24 protein-coding genes are annotated in these 20,191 nt (G+C 29.7%); 7 read left to right on the top strand and 17 right to left on the bottom strand.

Translation table 11 applies throughout. The features are described from left to right. Positions 1-14: 14 nt before the first annotated feature. The 7 genes from AXE80_RS09235 to AXE80_RS09205 form a co-directional block, all read right to left on the bottom strand. Positions 15-1,403 carry a TolC family protein gene (locus AXE80_RS09235; RefSeq protein WP_068826577.1) on the bottom strand — a complete coding sequence of 463 codons (1,389 nt, stop codon included), beginning with the start codon at positions 1,401-1,403 and terminating at the stop codon, positions 15-17. Continuing rightward, positions 1,403-2,788 (bottom strand): HlyD family secretion protein, encoded by a 1,386-nt coding sequence (locus AXE80_RS09230; RefSeq protein WP_068826575.1) that lies wholly within the window; start codon positions 2,786-2,788, stop codon positions 1,403-1,405. Before AXE80_RS09230 ends, AXE80_RS09235 begins: the two co-directional genes overlap by 1 nt. A gap of 4 nt (positions 2,789-2,792) precedes the next feature. Then, positions 2,793-4,424 (bottom strand): peptidase domain-containing ABC transporter, encoded by a 1,632-nt coding sequence (locus AXE80_RS09225; RefSeq protein ID WP_068826573.1) that lies wholly within the window; start codon positions 4,422-4,424, stop codon positions 2,793-2,795. Between the two features lie 246 nt (positions 4,425-4,670). Next, positions 4,671-5,009 carry a hypothetical protein gene (locus AXE80_RS09220; protein ID WP_068828817.1) on the bottom strand — a complete coding sequence of 113 codons (339 nt, stop codon included), beginning with the start codon at positions 5,007-5,009 and terminating at the stop codon, positions 4,671-4,673. Between the two features lie 95 nt (positions 5,010-5,104). Continuing rightward, positions 5,105-5,569, bottom strand: coding sequence for an SRPBCC family protein (locus tag AXE80_RS09215; RefSeq protein WP_068826571.1), 465 nt, complete (start codon positions 5,567-5,569; stop codon positions 5,105-5,107). A gap of 12 nt (positions 5,570-5,581) precedes the next feature. After that, positions 5,582-5,764 carry a hypothetical protein gene (locus AXE80_RS09210; protein ID WP_157359383.1) on the bottom strand — a complete coding sequence of 61 codons (183 nt, stop codon included), beginning with the start codon at positions 5,762-5,764 and terminating at the stop codon, positions 5,582-5,584. Positions 5,765-5,948: 184 nt separating this feature from the next. Next, complete coding sequence (locus AXE80_RS09205) at positions 5,949-6,581, bottom strand: TetR family transcriptional regulator C-terminal domain-containing protein (protein WP_068826567.1); 633 nt, start codon at positions 6,579-6,581, stop codon at positions 5,949-5,951. 159 nt (positions 6,582-6,740) lie between these two features. Here AXE80_RS09205 and AXE80_RS09200 point away from each other — a divergent pair, with 159 nt between their 5' ends. Next, the gene (locus tag AXE80_RS09200) at positions 6,741-6,980 is read left to right on the top strand and encodes a hypothetical protein (protein WP_068826565.1); all 240 of its coding nucleotides are present in this window, start codon (positions 6,741-6,743) and stop codon (positions 6,978-6,980) included. Between the two features lie 26 nt (positions 6,981-7,006). On the opposite strand, the gene coaD is transcribed toward AXE80_RS09200, so the two are convergent. Both coaD and AXE80_RS09190 read right to left on the bottom strand, forming a co-directional pair. After that, complete coding sequence (gene coaD, locus AXE80_RS09195) at positions 7,007-7,468, bottom strand: pantetheine-phosphate adenylyltransferase (RefSeq protein WP_068826563.1); 462 nt, start codon at positions 7,466-7,468, stop codon at positions 7,007-7,009. Positions 7,469-7,479: 11 nt separating this feature from the next. Beyond that, the gene (locus AXE80_RS09190; RefSeq protein ID WP_068826561.1) at positions 7,480-8,460 is read right to left on the bottom strand and encodes a D-alanine--D-alanine ligase; all 981 of its coding nucleotides are present in this window, start codon (positions 8,458-8,460) and stop codon (positions 7,480-7,482) included. An 88-nt stretch (positions 8,461-8,548) separates the two neighbouring features. Here AXE80_RS09190 and AXE80_RS09185 point away from each other — a divergent pair, with 88 nt between their 5' ends. The 3 genes from AXE80_RS09185 (at position 8,549) to yaaA (ending at position 11,010) form a co-directional block, all read left to right on the top strand. After that, complete coding sequence (locus tag AXE80_RS09185) at positions 8,549-9,100, top strand: PASTA domain-containing protein (protein WP_068826559.1); 552 nt, start codon at positions 8,549-8,551, stop codon at positions 9,098-9,100. Between the two features lie 2 nt (positions 9,101-9,102). Further along, positions 9,103-10,128, top strand: a complete 1,026-nt coding sequence (locus AXE80_RS09180; RefSeq protein WP_068826557.1) for an RluA family pseudouridine synthase — start codon at positions 9,103-9,105, stop codon at positions 10,126-10,128. 123 nt (positions 10,129-10,251) lie between these two features. Next, positions 10,252-11,010, top strand: a complete 759-nt coding sequence (yaaA, locus tag AXE80_RS09175) for a peroxide stress protein YaaA (protein WP_068826555.1) — start codon at positions 10,252-10,254, stop codon at positions 11,008-11,010. Between the two features lie 74 nt (positions 11,011-11,084). Here yaaA and AXE80_RS09170 read toward each other — a convergent pair whose 3' ends face one another. Next, positions 11,085-12,323 carry an outer membrane beta-barrel protein gene (locus tag AXE80_RS09170; RefSeq protein ID WP_068826553.1) on the bottom strand — a complete coding sequence of 413 codons (1,239 nt, stop codon included), beginning with the start codon at positions 12,321-12,323 and terminating at the stop codon, positions 11,085-11,087. Between the two features lie 231 nt (positions 12,324-12,554). Here AXE80_RS09170 and dnaK point away from each other — a divergent pair, with 231 nt between their 5' ends. Further along, a complete protein-coding gene (gene dnaK, locus AXE80_RS09165) occupies positions 12,555-14,450 on the top strand; it encodes a molecular chaperone DnaK (RefSeq protein ID WP_068826551.1) in 1,896 nt (631 codons plus the stop codon). 65 nt (positions 14,451-14,515) lie between these two features. Here the strand turns inward: dnaK and AXE80_RS09160 are convergent, their stop codons facing one another. Then, positions 14,516-14,716 carry a hypothetical protein gene (locus AXE80_RS09160; protein ID WP_068826549.1) on the bottom strand — a complete coding sequence of 67 codons (201 nt, stop codon included), beginning with the start codon at positions 14,714-14,716 and terminating at the stop codon, positions 14,516-14,518. 53 nt (positions 14,717-14,769) lie between these two features. Next, positions 14,770-15,198 (bottom strand): Hsp20/alpha crystallin family protein, encoded by a 429-nt coding sequence (locus AXE80_RS09155; protein WP_068826547.1) that lies wholly within the window; start codon positions 15,196-15,198, stop codon positions 14,770-14,772. Between the two features lie 183 nt (positions 15,199-15,381). On the opposite strand from AXE80_RS09155, the gene AXE80_RS09150 reads away from it, so the two are divergent. Together AXE80_RS09150 and AXE80_RS09145 are read left to right on the top strand one after the other, a co-directional pair. Then, positions 15,382-15,804, top strand: coding sequence for a secondary thiamine-phosphate synthase enzyme YjbQ (locus tag AXE80_RS09150; RefSeq protein WP_068826545.1), 423 nt, complete (start codon positions 15,382-15,384; stop codon positions 15,802-15,804). A gap of 47 nt (positions 15,805-15,851) precedes the next feature. Beyond that, positions 15,852-16,238 (top strand): VOC family protein, encoded by a 387-nt coding sequence (locus tag AXE80_RS09145; protein WP_068826543.1) that lies wholly within the window; start codon positions 15,852-15,854, stop codon positions 16,236-16,238. A gap of 148 nt (positions 16,239-16,386) precedes the next feature. Here the strand turns inward: AXE80_RS09145 and AXE80_RS14565 are convergent, their stop codons facing one another. The 5 genes from AXE80_RS14565 to AXE80_RS09120 all read right to left on the bottom strand — a co-directional run bounded on the left by AXE80_RS14565 (position 16,387) and on the right by AXE80_RS09120 (position 20,189). Continuing rightward, a complete protein-coding gene (locus tag AXE80_RS14565; RefSeq protein ID WP_068826540.1) occupies positions 16,387-17,208 on the bottom strand; it encodes an FKBP-type peptidyl-prolyl cis-trans isomerase in 822 nt (273 codons plus the stop codon). 103 nt (positions 17,209-17,311) lie between these two features. Continuing rightward, the gene (locus AXE80_RS09135) at positions 17,312-18,598 is read right to left on the bottom strand and encodes a cryptochrome/photolyase family protein (protein ID WP_068826536.1); all 1,287 of its coding nucleotides are present in this window, start codon (positions 18,596-18,598) and stop codon (positions 17,312-17,314) included. Then, positions 18,585-19,274 carry a lycopene cyclase domain-containing protein gene (locus tag AXE80_RS09130; protein WP_068826534.1) on the bottom strand — a complete coding sequence of 230 codons (690 nt, stop codon included), beginning with the start codon at positions 19,272-19,274 and terminating at the stop codon, positions 18,585-18,587. Before AXE80_RS09130 ends, AXE80_RS09135 begins: the two co-directional genes overlap by 14 nt. Continuing rightward, complete coding sequence (locus AXE80_RS09125; protein ID WP_068826531.1) at positions 19,274-19,732, bottom strand: sterol desaturase family protein; 459 nt, start codon at positions 19,730-19,732, stop codon at positions 19,274-19,276. Before AXE80_RS09125 ends, AXE80_RS09130 begins: the two co-directional genes overlap by 1 nt. After that, positions 19,725-20,189, bottom strand: coding sequence for a hypothetical protein (locus AXE80_RS09120; RefSeq protein WP_068826528.1), 465 nt, complete (start codon positions 20,187-20,189; stop codon positions 19,725-19,727). The genes AXE80_RS09125 and AXE80_RS09120 overlap by 8 nt, the downstream gene beginning before the upstream one ends. Positions 20,190-20,191: the final 2 nt, after the last annotated feature.

Here is a 20,191-nt window from a genome sequence, read left to right as displayed (position 1 = left end):
TAAGGTTAAAAAAATTAATTTTCAGGAATTATTCTGTTTGTTAGCAATAAATAATCAAGATAGTTTATGATTAATTTGTTTTGACTACTTAATAGTTTTAACTCAGATTCTATTAGTTTTTCCTGCCTTTTGTTAATTAAGAATAAAGAACTTTCCCCGTAATTAAACTTTTGAGTTTCGGCTTGTAATAATCTTTGATATCCTGAAATGTTTTTTTCTAACAATTCTATTTGATCTATCAAAGCGTGCTGGTTCTTTTTGTTTGCAACAATTTTGTTATGAATTTCAGTCTTTTTGTAAGCTATTTCGTAGTTTATTTCATCTACAGCATATTTACTCTCTCTGTACTTTCCTCTTTCAGATCTAAAAAAGATAGGAAAGGTTAAACTAGCTCCCCATTTATAATTATCTATATCAAAATTAGGGTTGATGTTGTTTACATTGGTTCCTAAAAGTTGATTGTATTTTACTTTTAATTTAGGTTTTAGTTTTTCTCTATTTAATTTTTGCTTTAAAATTAGCGATTGTTTTTTTGCTGTTTTTTCGGCAATAATAGGAATACTATCTAAATTATCATCTAATGGAATTTCATCAGATTTATGAGGAATAATATTACTTTCCGGTTCAATATTAGATTGTAAACCAATAGGAATATTTTCTAACCACAAGTGGTTTTCTACTTTCAATCTCTTTTCGGCTAAAAGCTGTTTGTATTTTACTAAATCTATTAAGTTGTTTTGTAAATACACAGTAGCTTCTAAAGTATCTACCGCTGTTTTTTCTCCACTAGCTAAAGAACTTTTCACATTTTTTAAATATCGCTCACTAAGCTTTAAGTTGTCTTGTAAAATACTATAAATAGAACTGTATTGTTGCCATTCTGCATAAGCTTTTGAGGCTTCGTAAACCAATTCATTTAACAATTGTAATTGTTGATTTTTTGCAATGGTTTGGTAAACTTCTGCTTGTTTTAGGGCTGTTCTTCTTGGGTTGGTTAACAAACCTTGTAAAACATCTACCTCTATACCTGCACTCCACAAACCTTGATTAGTAGTGGTGTTTTCGGGATTTAAATTATAACCAGAATTATTGTCAAACCCACCTGTAAGAGAAACTCCTAAAGAAGTGGGAATTTTAATTTTATTTTTAAAAATGTTGTAATACTCTTTTCCATCAAAATCTTTTTGATCTATGCTAGAGGTTAAATAGGGGTCTAATCCTCCTTTAGCCTCTAGTAGTTTTGCATTGGCAACTTTTTCTTTTAAATGAGCACTTTTTGCAATAGGATGCTCACTAATAACATTAAAAATAAACTCTTTGTAGCTTAAAATATTTAAAGAATCTACTTGTGCATAGTTTTTTAATCCACAAAGCAGAAGTATTATATAAATTGCTTTGTTCATTATTTAACAGATTTTATAGGAGCTTTGGTTTTTACATCAGATTCTCCGCTATTATGATCTTCATTTGCTCGGTAAAAGTCAGGAGGGAAACCATTTAAGTTTCGCCATAATTCATACCAAATAGGCACATCTTTTAACAATACAAAAGTATAGGTTCCTGTTCCTACTCTTAAATTTTCTGGCCATTGTTTATCGGCTTCATCAGGAGCAATAAGTACACGATATTTTCCGTTGGTACTAATATGTTGATCAATAGCAAAAATTTTACCTGAGAAAATTCCTGTAGATTTTTCTGGCCATCCGCTAATAACCATAGCAGGCCAACCATCAAATTGTAATCTAGAGTGATCTCCTAAACGTAGCAAAGGTAAATCTTGAGGTTTTACATAAATTTCTACAGCCAAATCATAATCAGCAGGCATAATGGTTAAAATATCTGTTCCTTCTTTTACCAATTGACCTGTTCCTTTTTTAATGGTTTTTGTTATATACCCGTTGGTAGGAGAGGTAATGTAATATAAGTTTTGTCTTTGTTGGTAATTACTTAGTTGATTTTGAAGTTTAGAAGTGTTAGAACGTGCTTCTAATTTAGCAGACAAGGCACTTTGAATATCAGAATTGGTTTTTGATATTTTTTGTTGATAATCTTGTTCTGTTGATGACAACTCCAACTTAAAGTTAATCAACATGTTTTTTTGGTTTTCTAACTTGTTTTGTTGTGACAAATAAGCAGCGTAAACCTCTTGTTGTTTTAACTCTTTTTCTTGTAACTCAGACAAAGATTTTAATCCTTGGCTATGTAATTCTTTTGTTCTTTTATATTGATTTACAGCAATATCGTATTTAATTTTATAGGCATTTAAATCAATACTGTCAATTTCTATTTTGTTTTTGGTTTGAATAATTTTATTACGAACCTGTTCTAGTTTTAATAACCTGCTTTCTCTAATAGAAGTTAATTGCGCTTTTAAAGCAATCACCTTATCATCATAAGAAGTAATACTTTCGCTTTTGGCATCAACTTGTTCTTGAGTTCTAGAAATTAAATTAGGATCAAAATAATCATTTTTAACCTCGGTAATATAAATAAGAGTATCTCCTTTTTTTACGTAGTTACCCTCTCTAACATACCATTTTTCTAAACGTCCAGAAATAATAGATTGTATAGGTTGTGGTCTTTGTTCTGGCAAAAGTGTTGTTACATAACCTTTTCCTTTAATGTTCTGTGTCCATGGAACAAAAAAGGTAATAAGTAACATAATAACAATGGCAATACCGTAGTAAAACCGTTTTTTTTGAGTGTCTTTATTCTTTAAGTATTTGTGAGATTTATATTCACTTAACTTAACAAATTTGCTGATGCTATTTTCTGATATATTTAACATGAGCTTATAATTTTATTATTTGATTTGCTTTGTTTGCCCAATATAAATAATCGGCAACTACAATAACTGTCCAAGGTTTATTTTCGTCCATAATAAAGTCTATAATGGCTTTTTTCTCATCTTCATCAATAAACTGTAAAGGGTCTTCTAGTAATAAAATAGCAGGATTATTAACTAAATATCTTGCCAATACTATTTTTTGAGTAGTACTTTTAGGCATACGTCTACCTCTAGAATCTACCTTAGTTTTTATTCCGTTTTTAAGTTTAGAGATATGTTCTTTTAGGAATAATTTTTCTAAAATAAGATCTAGCTCTTTGCTTTCAACTTTTCTATCTATTAAAATATTTTCTTCAATAGTTCCTTCAAAAAGTCCTGTGTTTGGTCCAATATAACCTATTTGTTCGTGGAAAGAATCTAAAGAGTAATATTCTGATGGTCTGTTGTTAATTAAAACAGATCCTTTTTCTGGACTGTGCATTCTAGCAAGAATGTTTAATAAGGTTGATTTACCTTTACCAGTATTTCCTTTTAACCAAACTTTGGCTTTAGGTTTAATTTTTGCAGATAAACCATTAAATACATAATGATCTTGATTAGGGTATTTAAAAGAAATATCTACCAATTCAATAGTAACTCCATTAGCAGTATCTTTTAATTCACCGTTACCAGTGTCTTTATCTAATTCTAAATCGGTAACATGTCCAATTTTGTCTAAAGCTGTTAAAACATCATAAATAGTTTCTACTATTCTAATAATTTTTTCAACAGAGTTGATAATCATAATAATGATGATCTCAGAAGCGACAAATTGTCCAATATTCATTTGTTGATTAAAAACCAAAATCCCTCCTAAAACTAACAATCCAGCAGCTACCCAAACTTTAAAACCTATAAAAAGCACAAACTGTTTAATTAATATATTAAAGTGAGCTTCTCTGTTTTCTAAATATTGTAGGTTAATATTATCTGTTTTCTGTAAATGTAGATTTCCTTTTCTAAGTACTTTAAAAGTTTTGGTATTACTCGCAATTTCTTCTAACCAGTGGGCTAGTTTATATTTGTATTTACTTTCTTTAATACTTGTTTCTAATCCTTTAGGACCTGTAAACTTAAATATTAAATAGATAATTAAGAATAGAGAAATTCCTAAAACAATAAAATAAGAACTATAAAAAGTAAGTAAAATCAATCCAAAAATAATTTGAAATGCTGCCAAAGAAAAATCTATTAAAATTTTAGGCAATCCTTTTTGGATGGTTAAAATATCAAAGAATCTATTCACCAATTCTGGGGCATGAACTTTATCTAAGTTAACTCTACTTATTTTAGGAATTCTATATGCAAACTCAAAGGCTGATTTTGCAAAAATGTCTTGCTGAATATCTTCAACAATTCTAAGTTGATTAATTTGGATTTTACCAGTTATTGCAATACCAATTAAAACAAAAACAACTAAAACAATCCAAGAGGTGGTAAGTTCTCCTGTTTGTAAATAATTTATAATTGCTTGTATTCCTAATGGTAAAGATAAGTTTACAACTCCACTAATAATAGCGTAGTAATATATTAATCGTATTTGTTTTTTATATTGATTTATTAATCTCCAAAATCTTACTAAGGGCGATAATGTCATAATTTCTTTTTGTTCAAAAATAATAAATAGGCAGCTTTATAAGTAGCAATATTTGTACCGATTTTTTTGATGTTAATACTTAATCTAGATTGTAAAAAATGTTAAAACTTTGTTTAACTTCAGTACATGTAATGGTAAATAGCTTGGTTCTACTATTTTATTTTGTTTCATGATGATTTATTTAATGAATATTAATTCCCAAACGGTTTTTTACGGTTGGTAATTAAATAAGAAATGGTAAATAAATCAGGCTCTAGGAGGAGGAGTTTCTAGTTGTTTAGACTTGTTAATTACTAGAGGAGTATGTTTAGGAAATTGTTGTTTAGCTGTTTTAAGTAATATATACTTTATAGCACATAACGATCCGTCAGTTGTTACTAATTTTATATTAAAATCAGTATTTTCTTTATTGTCTTCGGTATCATTGTCATCGTATTCTTCAAAAGTGTCTTCGTAGCCTAGTACCTTTTCAAAAAAGAATTCAACAATACTTTCTTGGTCGTTAAAAGACAAGTCTTTATTTATATTTATGGGAGTTGTAGTGTTAGGAATATCAACACAAATATTGAGTAAGTGAACCCCCAATATCCCAAAGATAATTTTAATAAATACGCTATTTCTTAGTTTTTCAAACACAAATCAAAAGTACGCTAAAAAATGAAAATGAGTTCTGCTAATGTTTAATATTTTTTAAACTGTTGGTTCACTACATCAAACCTATATTTAAAAATATGATTTAATTGTTTTTTGATAAATAGAAAATTGGCCATAGCGCCTAAAAAACCAAAAGGAGGTTGATAGGTAATAATATCTTTCATAAGTACGCCTTGATCTTTTTCTATTAAGATATGTTGGTGATGCCAAATTTTATAAGGACCAATACGTTGTTCATCAACAAAATACTTTTTTGGAACCACTTGGGTTATTTCTGTTACCCATTTAGTAGGTATTCCTAAAAGAGGTTTAACAATGTAGCAAATAATCATTCCTGCATACATTTTATCATCGCTGTTGTCAGATGTAATATCAAATCCCATGTGCTTTGGGGTGATTTTTTTTAAGTTTTTAGGAGATGATATAAAATCCCAAACCTCGTCTAAACTAGCCTCTATATATTGTTCTTTTTTTAATTGATAAAAAGCCATAATAATTAAGTTTTATGAACTTACAATATACTTTTTTAAATGTTGAATTCTAGTAGCTACTCTTTCTGCTTCTTTAATTTTTTTAGAACAAATAGCTTTATTCTTATTAAACAATAACAATGCATCTTGTATTAATTTTTGATGTTGCCTTTGTAATTTTTTAATTGGAATTTTAACCAAAAATGGTAGTATCATAACTTTATATTTTAATGTTAACATTTCTCTATTGATAGCTAAAACCTAGCCAAACACTCACTAACTATTATTTGATAACAAAAATTTAATAATCAGTGTAATATCTTTTGATTTTCTAATTTAAAAATGCTTATTAGTTATGTGTAAAATTTAAACTCCAATAATTATTTAAGAGGATGTAAATTTAAAACTGAGGTTTAATTTTTTCTTTAAAAAAGAATTTACCTATATCCATAATATTTTCTACAGTTGTAATTCCTAATAAATCAAAACTAGTATTAACTGTTTTTTCTATAAATAAATCTGTTTTTTCAAAACTAGGGGAGTCATCTTCTAACCAAAATTTTAAGGTAAATAAAAATTGAGTCCAAGCTAATTCTTCAATGTTTTTTTCTTGTTTAACATCAAGAGTTTCAATTTGTAAAGATTTTATAAAATCTTTAAATTTTGATTTTAAAGGAGTTAATGTTTTTGCCTTTTTTAAATTGCTAAGAGGTGTTCCTAAAGATTGAATTACAAAGCTTCTGTTTTGTGATAACAGTTCAAAAAAAGTATAATAAAAAGCTAGTAATTCATTTTTAGCATCAAGTTTATTGTAGTCAATTTCTGACATTATTAGCTTGATGGTTTCATCGTAAAAACTTACATAAACATCACTAGAAATTTGATCAAAGGAAGTGTAGTGCTTATAGAATTCTTTTTCAGAAATTTTAAATTTTTTGGCAAAGGAATGTATAGATTTTGATGTAAACTCATCATTTAAAGCATAGTTTATGTAATGAGTTAAAATATGGGTTTTGTTGATTTTAGCTTTCATATGAAATCAATATTAAGATGTATAATACTGTTTATACGAAGTTTGTAACTAAACGGTTTTATTTTTTTATAAAAAAATTTGTTAACGATTAGATAACATTAAGCTGATGTTTACAAAACAGTGTTGAGCCTATATTTGCAGTGCTAAATAAATTACAATATGCACATCCTTATAAAAAAACTACTATTTGTTTCTGTATTGATTTTTTCTGTATCTACACAAGCAAATGGATTGGAAAAAGAAGTTCCTAAAGCTTCTGAGGATAAAACAGAAACTTCTACAGAAGAAAGCGCTGTAGATTACAATGAGGTTAAAGACGTTTTTATGCCGGTAAAAAGAATAGATAATATTCTAACGCCGAAAAAGAAACTAAGAAAGAAAAAATATACCATCGCTTAATCTAAAAAATTAAGCGATTTTTTTTGCTATTTACTTCCGTCAATAACTGCTTTTGGAGCAAATTGAGATAAGTCTCCTCCGTGTTTTAAAAGATCTCTAACAATACTTGAACTAATAAAAGAAGTGTCTGCACTTGTTAACAGAAAAACAGTATCTATACCTGTTAATCTTCTGTTGGTAATGGCAATGGCTTTTTCAAACTCAAAATCGGCAGGGTTACGTAACCCTCTTAAAAGAAAATCAGCATTTACTTCTTTACAAAACTCTGTGGTTAAACCTGTATAAGTTTCAACCTTTAAGTTTGGCACATGTTCAAAAGTTTTTTCAATAAACGAAAGTCTCTCCTTTAAAGAAAATCTATATTTTTTAGTGTCGTTAATACCAATAGCTATGATTAATTCATCAAATAAGGGTAGTGCACGTTTAATAACATCAACATGACCTAAAGTAATAGGGTCAAAAGAACCAGGGAATACAGCTTTTTTCATAATATTTAAAGTTACTTATTTTTTATGGCCATTTCAATAGCATTGGTCAATAAGTCTGGTAAAGGTATTCCAGCAGCTTTGGCTTGTTGTGGTAATAAACTTTCGGTAGTCATTCCTGGAACAGTATTCATCTCTAAAAAGTAAGGAATGTCACCAATAAAAATAAATTCAGATCTAGAAAATCCAGACATGTTTAAAGCTTTGTAGGCTTTAATAGCTTCTGTATGTAGGTTTTTTAGTTGTATGTCAGAGATTCTTGCAGGGGTAATTTCTTGCGATTTTCCTTCGTATTTGGCTTCGTAATCAAAAAAGTCATTTTCTGATACTATTTCTGTAGCAGGTAGTGCTAGTACTTTTTCTTTATAGGTAATGACTCCAATAGAAACTTCGGTTCCATCTAAAAAAGATTCAATTAATATTTCGTGATCTTCTTTAAAAGCTTTTTCAAAAGCAGCCTTAAAATCTTCTGTTTTATTTACTTTAGAAATTCCATAACTAGAACCAGCGTTGTTTGGTTTTACAAAACAAGGTAATCCTAATTCATTTACTATTTCTTCAATATTAATATCATCACCTTGGTTAAAATAAAGTGATTTTGCAGTATTAATTCCGTGTTTACGCAATACACTTAAACAATCACGTTTGTTAAAAGTTAAGGCCATTTGGTAAGCAGGAGCAGAGGAGTAAGGCAAGTCAATCATATCAAAATACCCTAAAATTTTTCCATCTTCACCAGGAGTTCCATGGATTACATTAAAAACACAATCAAAATTTACTTTTGTTCCATCAATAATGGCAGAAAAATCATTTTTATCAATATTAAATTCCTGATCCTTTTCATTTAAAGCAACCCATTTCTCTTTGGTGATTACTACTCTATAAGGTTGATATTTAGTTTTATCAATATGATTGTAAACCACATTACCACTAATCATAGAAATGTTGTACTCACTAGAGTAACCACCCATTATAACTGCAATATTTTGCTTCATGAAAATCCAAATTTGGGTCGTAAAATTATTAAATATTAATTCAAATCACTACATATAGGTTTTATATCTTTGCCAAAAACCTTTATAGATGAATTTTATCAAGTTTTTAAAAAGTAAAATTTTTATAATCAACATTGTTATTTCCATAATTATTAGTGTATTGTTAGTTTGGGCGGTTATTAAGTTCCTACATACTTACACCAATCAAGAACAAAAAATAGAAGTTCCTAGTTTAATAGGCTTAACAGTTGACGAAGTAAAAGTAGTGCTAGAAGACAGAATGTTAGACTACGAGTTGTTAGAAACAGGTAGCTACAATCCAAACATTCCTAAAGAAGCTGTTTTAGAACAATTGCCAAAAGCAGGAGAAATTGTAAAAGAAAAACGTAAAATTTATATTACCATTAACCCTGATGGTTATGCAAGTGCTCCAGTTCCTCCGTTTTATGGAAGAACCAAAAAAGAAATTGAACAAATTATTATCAACAGTGGTTTTAAAGTTGGTCAATATGAGGAGGTTGATGATATAGGTACTGTAGTGCGTGGATTAAAATTTAAAGGTCAAGAATTAAAGTCTGGAGATAAATTACCAAAAATGTCTGTATTAGATGTAATAATAGGTAACGGACAATTAAGATAATTATGGAAGAATTTGTACCAGAAATGGATGGAGTAGAAGAAAACTATGAGCATTATAGATTTGTAGCAGAAGCAGGACAAGAGCCTTTAAGGGTAGATAAGTTTTTAATGAATTTTGTAATGAATGTTACTCGTAACAAAGTTCAGCAAGCTGTTAAGGACGGAAGTGTATTGGTGAATGATGAGGTAGTAAAAGCCAATTATAAAGTAAAACCAGGTGATATAGTAACAGTGGTTTTTGAGTTTGCACCAAAAGAAACAGAAATTTTACCAGAAGATATTCCTTTAGATATTGTTTTTGAAGACAATGAGGTGATTGTATTAAACAAACCTGCTGGTTTAGTAGTTCATCCAGGACATGGAAATTATAATGGTACCATGGTAAATGCTTTAATGCATCACTTTAAAAATTTACCAGAAAATGCGGATGGTAGACCAGGTTTGGTTCACCGAATAGATAAAGATACTAGTGGATTATTAGTGGTTGCTAAAACAGAACATGCTTTGGCACATTTATCTAAACAATTTCACGATAAAACTTCAGAACGTTTGTACTATGCTTTGGTGTGGGGAAATATTGATGAAGATGAAGGAACTATTGAAGGAAATATAGGACGTAATTTAAAAAACCGTTTGCAGCAAGATGTTTTTCCTGATGGAGATCAAGGGAAACCAGCCGTTACACACTTTAAAGTTTTAGAGCGTTTTTCTTATGTAACTTTAGTAGAGTGTAGATTAGAAACAGGTAGAACACATCAAATTAGAGCGCACTTTAAGCATATAGGACATACTTTATTTAATGATGAACGTTATGGAGGAAATGCGGTGTTAAAAGGAACTACTTATACCAAATACAAGCAATTTGTAGATAATTGCTTTAAGCTAATTCCACGTCAGGCTCTACATGCTAAAACTTTAGGTTTTGAGCATCCTACTTCTGGAGAAATGATGCGCTTTGATTCTGAAATTCCAGAAGATATGCAGCAAGTGTTAGAAAAATGGAGAGGATATACGCTGACGAATAAGTAAATATTTGGTGTTCGAGCGAAGACGAGAACTTAAGAGTTTGAACTAAAGGAGTTAGAAAGGTATTCAAAAAGCTTGTACTGAGTACAGCTGAGAACCAAAAATAGATGATCAAAAAATATAAAAATGAAAATTGTAGTATCACCCGCAAAATCATTAGACTTTGAGTCAAAAGTACCTACGGCTAATTATACTCAAGGAGATTTTTTACAAGAGGCCGAAAAATTAAATCAGGTTTTAAAAAAGAAGAAACCTAAAGATTTAGGAGCTTTGATGAAGATTTCGGAGAAGTTGAGTGATTTAAATTGGCAACGAAATCAAGATTGGTCTTTACCTTTTACACCAGAAAATGCCCGTCAGGCAGTATTTGCTTTTAATGGCGATGTATATGCAGGTTTAGATGCATATACTTTAAAAAGCGAGCAAATAGAAACGCTACAAGAAAAATTAAGAATTCTATCTGGTCAATATGGTGTGTTAAAACCATTAGATTTAATGCAGCCATATCGTTTAGAAATGGGAAGTAAATTAAAGGTTGGTAGAAAAAATAATTTATATGAATTTTGGGGAGAGACTCTTACTCAAAAACTAAATGAAGAATTGGCAGATGATGAACTTTTTGTGAATTTAGCCAGTAATGAATATTACAAAGCAATAAAGCCTAAATTATTAAAAGTTCCTGTAATTACACCAGAGTTTAAAGATTACAAGGATGGTAAGTTAAAAATAATTTCTTTTTTTGCTAAAAAGGCCAGAGGTTTAATGGTTCGTTATATCATAGATCACAATATAAACTCTATAGAAGGATTAAAAGGATTTAATTACGAAGGTTATGCTTTTGATGCAAATTTATCTACCGAAACAGATTTAATTTTTACGAGGTAAGAAATTATAACGATATAAAACAAAAGCCCAATTTTAATCATAAAATTGGGCTTTTGTTTTGGTATATTATTTTGTTAAAACAAACTATATCCTACTATTAGTGATAAGTTATTATAGTTGGATTCCCAGCTAAGATATTGTTTTGTAAGATCTCTAGTAGAATAACACCTAAGCTCTACACTTACCTTTTTATGATATTTATAACCAATTCCTAAAGACAAATTGTACGGAGTGGTGGCAATATCTAACTTGCTATTTGAGTTTGTTTTTTTGATGTTGATAGATGAATTTTTAAAATAAAAATCATAGATAAAAGAAGCATTAATAAATAGTTTTGATTTTTTGTTTAAAAAGTAATAGTACCTAACTCCAATAGGAAGTTCAATAGATTTATAATCTATATCTAGTTCAAAAGTACGTTCTACTACAAATGGGGCATTAGTAGTTTGGGTTGATTTACTTTTAAAAGATTGATAAGTCGGTTCAATAATAATAGCCCATTTGTTGTTCATTACAGGTATTATAAATTCAGCTTCAATACCATACCTTATTTGAAATTGTTTTCCACTATTTACGTTCTTATATTGAGGATTGTTATTGTTTGTTATAATGGCATTTGGGTAATCAATTCCTAGTTTTAGATTCAAATTAAATAAATCACGTTTTTTACGAAAGTTATAAACTTGATATTCTTGATTTGTGTTTTGATTATATTCTTCAAATATTTCAACCAATGATTTTTTGTCGTATTCAAGTTCTAAAGTTTTGACAAGAGTGATGTTCTCACTTTTTAAATCATTATAAATTTGTTTTTTAAAATCGGTGTTTTTTGAAGTCACATTTTTATTAAGTGGAGATTTATAATGTTTATAAATCAACTGTTTGATTTCATTGTCTTTAACCTTGTAAAAGAAACGAATCAAACTAGATTCTTCATATTGATATAAACTGGCTTCATCATCTACCAAAACTTTTAAGTAAAGCGTTTCTTCTTTAAACTCTGGGTTTCTAACCTTGCTAAGTCTATTGTTAAATTCACTAGATTTATCAATATCAACAGTTGCTCTCACAAATTTTACACTGTTAAGAATCTTAAATTCTTTAACCGCACTAATTGTGGCTTCTTCTTTATCGGAGCTTTCTAAAAGTTTGTATTTAAAATCTGTAGGATTGTATTTCCAATCTTTATTTTTAATATAACAATCGGTTTTTTGATTGTCGTTGTCAATAAAATATCCTTTTTCAAATTGATCTTGGGCATAAGAGTAAATACTTATAAAAGTAATAATTAGGGGTAAAAGTTTGTTTTTCATTTTTTTAGAATAGCAGTTTTAAAAACAAATATAGTATTCTTTTAATTAGTTTTTTAGAGCACATTAATGAATAAAAGTTGAACAAAGTTTGTGTTTACTATATTAATTATTTCTTTATTTCTGCCAACCTGTCATTTCTTTGTGACAATTTGTTGTTTGGCAGCTCGTGGCATACAAATTGACTATTGCTAAGTGTAAAATTGAATCAACAACTTATTTAAATAAATAATTATGAGTAAAATTATCGGAATTGACTTAGGAACTACTAACTCTTGTGTTTCTGTAATGGAAGGAAACGATCCAGTGGTAATTCCTAATGCTGAAGGAAAAAGAACTACACCATCTATCGTTGCATTTGTAGAAGGTGGAGAGCGTAAAGTAGGAGACCCTGCAAAAAGACAAGCTGTAACTAACCCAACTAAAACTATTGCATCTGTAAAACGTTTTATGGGGAACAAGTTTTCTGAGTGTGCTGATGAAGTAACTAGAGTACCTTATAAAGTTGTTAAAGGAGATAACGATACTCCACGTATTGATATTGATGGACGTTTATATACGCCACAAGAAGTTTCTGCAATGACTTTGCAAAAAATGAAAAAAACTGCTGAAGACTATTTAGGACAAGCAGTAACAGAAGCTGTAATTACAGTTCCTGCATATTTTAACGATGCACAACGTCAAGCTACTAAAGAAGCTGGAGAAATTGCAGGATTAAAAGTTCAACGTATTATTAACGAGCCAACTGCTGCTGCATTAGCTTACGGTATTGATAAAAAAGGATCTGACCAAAAGATTGCTGTTTACGATTTAGGAGGTGGTACTTTTGATATTTCTATCTTAGAAATTGGAGATGGAGTTTTTGAAGTATTGTCTACAAACGGAGATACTCACTTAGGAGGAGATAACTTTGATGAGGTGATTATTGACTGGTTGGCAAACGAATTTAAATCGGCAGAAGATATCGATTTACGTTTAGACCCAATGGCATTACAACGTTTAAAAGAAGCTGCTGAAAAAGCAAAAGTTGAATTGTCTTCATCTACACAAACAGAAATCAACTTACCATATGTAACTGCAACTGCTGCAGGACCAAAGCACTTGGTACAAACTTTAACTCGTGCAAAATTTGAGCAATTAGCTGCAGATTTAGTAGTTCGTTCTATGGAGCCAGTTAAAAAAGCATTACAAGATGCAGATTTAGATACTTCTGATATTGATGAGGTAATCTTAGTAGGAGGATCTACTCGTATTCCTGTAATTCAAGAAGAAGTTAAAAAATTCTTTGGTAAAGAGCCAAACAAAGGAGTAAACCCAGATGAGGTTGTTGCTATTGGAGCGGCTATTCAAGGTGGAGTTTTAGCTGGAGATGTAAAAGATGTATTGTTATTAGACGTTACACCATTATCTTTAGGTATTGAGACTATGGGGAATGTGTTTACTAAGTTAATCGAAGCAAACACTACTATTCCAACTAAAAAATCTCAAGTTTTCTCTACTGCTGTAGATAACCAACCTTCTGTTGATATTCACGTATTACAAGGAGAAAGAGCAATGGCTGCAGATAACAAAACTATTGGACGTTTCCAATTAACTGATATTCCACCAGCACAAAGAGGTACTCCACAAATTGAAGTAACTTTTGATATTGATGCAAACGGAATTATTAAAGTTTCTGCTGTAGATAAAGCAACTAACAAATCTCAAGAAATTAAGATTGAAGCTTCTTCAGGATTATCAGAAGAAGAAATTGCTAAAATGAAAGCAGATGCAGAAGCAAATGCAGAAGCAGATGCTAAAGCAAAAGAAACTGCAGAAAAGTTAAACACTGCTGATCAAATGATTTTCCAAACAGAAAAGCAATTGAAAGAAGTAGAAGGAAAACTTCCTGAAGATAAAAAAGCTCCTATTGACGAAGCTTTAAATGAATTAAAAGCTGCTCATGCTGCTAAAAATATAGAAGGAATTGATCCTGCTATTGAAAAGTTAAACACTGCTTTACAAGGTGCTGCTGCTGAATTCCAAGCGGCTGCTCAAGATGGTGCTGCTGGAGCTCAACAAGAAGAGCCTGCTGCAGCTTCTAACGGAGGTGACGATGTAGAAGATGTTGACTTTGAAGAAGTAAAATAATTACAAATTAGTAATTGATAAATATTTAAAACCCCGTTTCAGTTTTCTGAAACGGGGTTTTATTTTTATGAAGCTATTTGAAAATGATGAGTTAATGTGGCTAGAATAATTTGATGATGACTTTTAAATTGTTCTTGTAATAACCATACTTTTAATTCTTCTATTTCAGAATGGTTTAGCCATTTTTTAGACTTGATTAACTCTTTAATAAATAACTCTTTATTGTGTTTTACTTGTGATAATACATGTTTTTGTAATTCTAACATAATGGTAAAATTTTAAATACACATAAAAAACCGAGTATTACCTCGGTTTAAAATTACTTTACATCAATTACCTTAATAGGTTTAGGTTTGGCTTCCTCTTTTTTAGGAATAAAAACTTTTAATATCCCATCATCATAACTGGCCTCAATATTCTCTTGTTCTATACTTTCTGATAAAGTAAAAGACCTACTAAAAGATTGATAACTGTATTCTTTTACAGCATAATGGTCATCTTCTCTTTTTTCTTCTTTTTCGGATGAGATAGTTAATCTACCATTGTCTAATTCTAATTTAAAATCATCTTTCTTAAATCCAGGAATGGCCATTTCAATAGAGAAACCATCGTGGTTTTCAGAAACATTTACCAATGGTATAGTAGTGTTAGTTTTAGAAAAATGCTTACTTGAACCGTTTAACATATCATAATTAAAAAAACGATCAAATAAGTCTGGGTACGAATTTGAAAATTTTACTAGTGACATAATATTAAAATTTAAGTTAAACAATCTATTTACTTACTTAAAATCAAAGGATATGCCATTTGATTAAAACTGAAATTTTGACATTTAAACTCTATTGTGTTGGTAGTTAGAGTTTTGCGTTTAGGTATATACAGAAGGTAAAATATATGGATTAAAGTATCTTTATGGTCTAATTACAGAACTATGATTTTTTATCAAAAAGAAATTCAGTTAACTTCTCGCAAACGAGGTTATCATTTAATTACGGATGAAATTTTAACAGCTATACCAGAAATTAAAACTATTAATATAGGGCAATTGCAAGTGTTTATTAAACATACTTCTGCAAGTTTAACCATTAACGAAAATGCAGACCCTACAGTAAGGTTAGATTTTGAAACGCATATTAATAAAATGATCCCAGAAGACATGCCTTATTACAAACATGATTACGAGGGTAGTGATGATATGCCAGCACATATTAAAGCTTCTATGTTGGGTTGTTCTGTACAAATTCCAATTAGCAAAGGTTCTTTAAATTTGGGTGTTTGGCAAGGAATATATTTGGGGGAACATCGCAATTATGGAGGGCGTAGAACTGTAGTTATTACTGCTTTTGGAAACTAAAATAAAGTAATTAAGAATATTGATATTTGATTTATAAAAATAAAACCATGTTTACATTTTCATTTAACCATGTTGCACTTTCTGTTAAAGATGTAGAAAAATCTAGCGAGTTCTATATAAGAGTATTAAAACTTAAGGAGATTGAAAACACAGCTTCTGACTCTAAAACAAGATGGTTTTCTATAGGCGAAGGAAAACAACTTCATTTGATTCCTAGACCAACAGCTGAAATAAAAACCAATAAAGCTGTTCATTTTGCATTGGCCATAAAAGATATATCTCCTTTTTTAAAGCATTTAAATACTATGGATATAGCTTATGCGGATTGGTTGGGAACTCCTGATAAAAATTATATAAGAAAAGACGGAATTAAACAGTTTTATTTTCAAGATCCAGATGGTTATTGGATAGAAATAAATGAAGATTTTGATTAAAAAAATCTATAAAAAAAGAGTTGTCTTAAAAGTAAAGTATTCGTCAAACTGAATTTGTTTCAGTTTCTCATCACTACTATTTAAAGCATGGTGTGATTATGAACTAAATTCAGAATGACATTTTATAATGTTTTTAAGACAGTCCTTTTTAATTATTGATAGTGATAAGATCGATGTCAAAAATAAGTACTGAACCATTTTTAAGCCCCAGCCTTGATGGGATGAATAATTTTCCTTTACCACCTTCTTTAAAATATGGAATTCCTTCTTTCCATCCTTGAATTAAGGTTTCTGAAGACAGATTAAATACTTTATTGTCTTTCTCATCAAATATTTCTTCATCTGTAAAGTATCCTTTGTAATTAACGGTAACAATACTTGTATCTGTAGGGGTTTCACCAGTACCTTCTTCCTTAATAATATAATAAAGTCCTGAATCTGTTCTTACAGCAGATTCTGTTAAATTATTTTCAGAAAGATAGTCCGTGATTTCTTTTTCATTTTCTTTAGAATAATTCACAGAAAGTAATTCAATATCAAAAACCAAAACAGACCCCGCAGGAATACCTTCTCTGTCGTAACTACCATAAGCCAATCTAGATGGGATAATAAGTTTACCAGAACCTCCTTCTTTAAAATATGGAATTCCTTCAGCCCATCCATAAATAACTTGTTGTAAGCTTATTAAAATACCTTCTTCATCGCTTTCATCAAAAACTTTTCCATTGGTAAATGTTCCTTTATATGCTACAGTCACTACATCTTGATAAGTAGGTTGTAATCCATCACCTTCTTCATCAATTACATAATATAGCCCAGAGTTGGTTTTAACAGCTAAATCAGTTAAATCATGCTCACTTAAATAAGCTAAAATTTCTTGTTCGTTTTCTTCTGTATAGTCTTTTGGAAGATCATCTTTAAAACAAGAAGTAAGTAAAATAAAAGATAGGGCAAAAAGTATTTTTTTCATGATAAGGTTTCTTTAATAAGGCCTTAAAGATATAACAAATAATAGAATTTGTTAAACGTCTGTTTCTTAGTACTGTGAAAAAAATAAGTGGTAATAAATTTTTTTAGTGGCTTTCTAAAGCTAGTTTATAGGTGTTAATAGCTCTTTCTCTGGCAAATTTATGTTCCACCATTGGTTCTGGATAACTTAATTCATTTAATTCGGGCACCCATTTTTTAATATATTTTAGGTCTTTGTCAAACTTTTGAATTTGAGTGGTCGGGTTAAAAACTCTAAAATAAGGAGCAGCATCACAACCTGTTCCTGCAGCCCATTGCCAATTTCCGTTGTTGGCAGCTAGTTCATAATCTAATAATTTTTCGGCAAAATACGCTTCACCCCATTGCCAATCAATCAGTAAGTGTTTGCATAAAAATCCTGCCGTAATCATTCTTACTCTGTTGTGCATATGTCCCGTGGCATTTAACTCTCTCATACCTGCATCTACTATAGGGTATCCTGTTTGTCCGTTACACCATTTGTTAAATTCCTCTTCGTTATTTCTCCAAGGAATGGTATCGTATTTAGATTTAAAATTGTGGTGCTGTGCTTGCGGAAAATGAAAGAGAATTTGCATAAAAAACTCTCTCCAAATTAATTCACTTAAATAGACATCGCTTTGCTTTGGTAAATTTAAAATGACTTGCCTGATACTTAAAGTACCAAAACGTAAATGAGGACCAATATGTGTGGTGTGATCAATAGAAGGGAAATCTCTATGTTTTCCGTAATCTATAATTTTTGTAGCGTCAAACTTAGGTACTTTTATTAAAGAAGCTGTAAATCCTATCTCTTCAATTTTGGGAAATGATGTTTTTTGTTTTAAAAAGTTTTGATCATTACCTGTTTGCGTTGTAAGAGTTCTTTCTTTAAAAACAGTTAACCATTTGTTTTTATAAGGAGTATAAACAGTGTATGGTTTTCCATCGGCTTTTATAATTTCATTTTCTTCAAAAATGACTTGATCTTTAAACCTATAAAATTCAATTTGATGTTCCTTAGCCAATTTGTAAATATTTCTATCTCGTTCTAAAGCATAAGGTTCATAATCTTTATTGGTGTAAATAGCATTGATGTTGTAATTTTTAAAAAGTTGTTTCCATACTTCTGTAGGTGTTCCTTTTAAAACCAATAAACTACTTTTATGTTGATTTAGTTCTTGATTGATGTTATTTAAACAGTCATAAATAAAAGATACCCTAGCATCATTCTTTGGTAAAAATTCTAAAATTTCATCATCAAAAATAAAAATAGGAAGTACAGGGATGTTCTCTGCTAAAGCTTTGTTTAGAGCTGTATTATCAAACAAACGTAAATCTCTTCTAAACCAAAATACATTAACTTTTTGCATTTGCTTTTTGTTTAAAATATTGATGAAAGTATATGTTTCCAAAAATTAATAACATTCCGTAAAAAGTATCTTCCACAGGAATGGTAAACATTCTTATGCCCAAATTTTGAGTATTGTTGTACCAAACAATAGGAGCTTCTAAAAAACTACCAGTTAATATTCCGTTACTCATAAAAAAGAACGGAAGAATGGTGGCAAAAGTTAGGTAGTAATAAAACAAATTAACTTTTAATTTTTTTAGATAAAGTAAGAAAATACCTAAAAACAAAAAGGTTAAAAAAGTGTACCATTTGTGGTAGTTTAAAATGCCTAAGCCTAACAAAAACAAAGCTAAAATATAGTTGAATTTAATCAGTTTTTGATTGTTTTTTTTATTGGGAATTAAATACAGAAAGGCAAAATAAGTAAAGGAACAAGCGTAAGGAATACAAACAAAAAACAAAATTTCTTCTAGAGGTAAATGACCTAAATAAATTCCTGTTAAGTAAGTAGGGTTAAAGCCCCAAAAATCTAATTGAGTAAATATTTCGTCCCAAATTAAAAAGAAAGTTCCCACCAGCATACAACTCAAAAAAAAGTATTTCCACTCTTTGTAAAATGCGTGTTTTTTGTAAAAACTAGCGATAAAAGGAATTGAGATACATGCGATATTGATGAGTAAATAGGTGTATTGCATTAAAAATATTGTTTAAAATATTTAATAGGTACGTACAACATACCAAAACATTCTCCTTCTTCTTTTCCTAAATGTTTATGATGCACTTTGTGAGCTTTTCTTAAAGATTTGATATATGGGTTTTTTATGTTTTTAAACCAATTAAATCTTTGATGAATGATGATATCATGAACTAAAAAATAGGCAATACCATAAAATAAAATTCCCAAACCGATAAAAAACAAAAAGTTAAGCTCTGGTCTAATTCCAAAATAAAACAAAGCAATACTAGGGATGGCAAAAATGACAAAAAAAGCATCATTTTTCTCAAATACTCCTTGATATTTCGGTTGGTGATGATCTTCGTGTAAATACCATAAAAAACCATGCATTACAAATTTATGGGTACACCAAGTAATACATTCCATAAATAAAAATGTACCTAGTGTAGTAAGAATATATATTAATACGTTATTCATTTTTTATTTTTTTAATGTGTTTTAACATTATGTTTTGATAGTCTGTATTGATGTTACTTTTGGCTAAGTTTTTTTGAATAAACAAATCATCTTCATCGAGGTTATTGTAGTAGCCTAAAAACTTAGGCGCTTTATTTTGTGTGAGCCATCTAATATATCTGGCTTCAACATGATTGGGATGTTTTGTTATAAAATTTTCTAGCATTTTTTTTCCCTTTTTAAAGTTAGATAACTTTTGCATAGGAGACCAAACAAACTCGGCTTTTTTCATGATAGCAGCAGCGTGATAGGGAATAACATCACTACAATTAGATTTTTCACAAATGACTATCATTTCTTCTAATTGCTCTTTGTCTACTCCATCCTGAAAAAAAGTTCTAACTTTTTGTAATTGCTCACAGTTGTTGCTCCACGATAAAGTTAAAGCAGCAAAAAAAGCGATGAATAGGGTTTTCATAA

Origin of the sequence: Wenyingzhuangia fucanilytica (genome assembly GCF_001697185.1) — a bacterium.
GTDB classification, from domain to species: Bacteria; Bacteroidota; Bacteroidia; order Flavobacteriales; family Flavobacteriaceae; genus Wenyingzhuangia; species Wenyingzhuangia fucanilytica.
The sequence above is the reverse complement of the archived record's forward strand: the minus strand, read 5'-3'. Positions and strand labels throughout refer to the sequence as shown.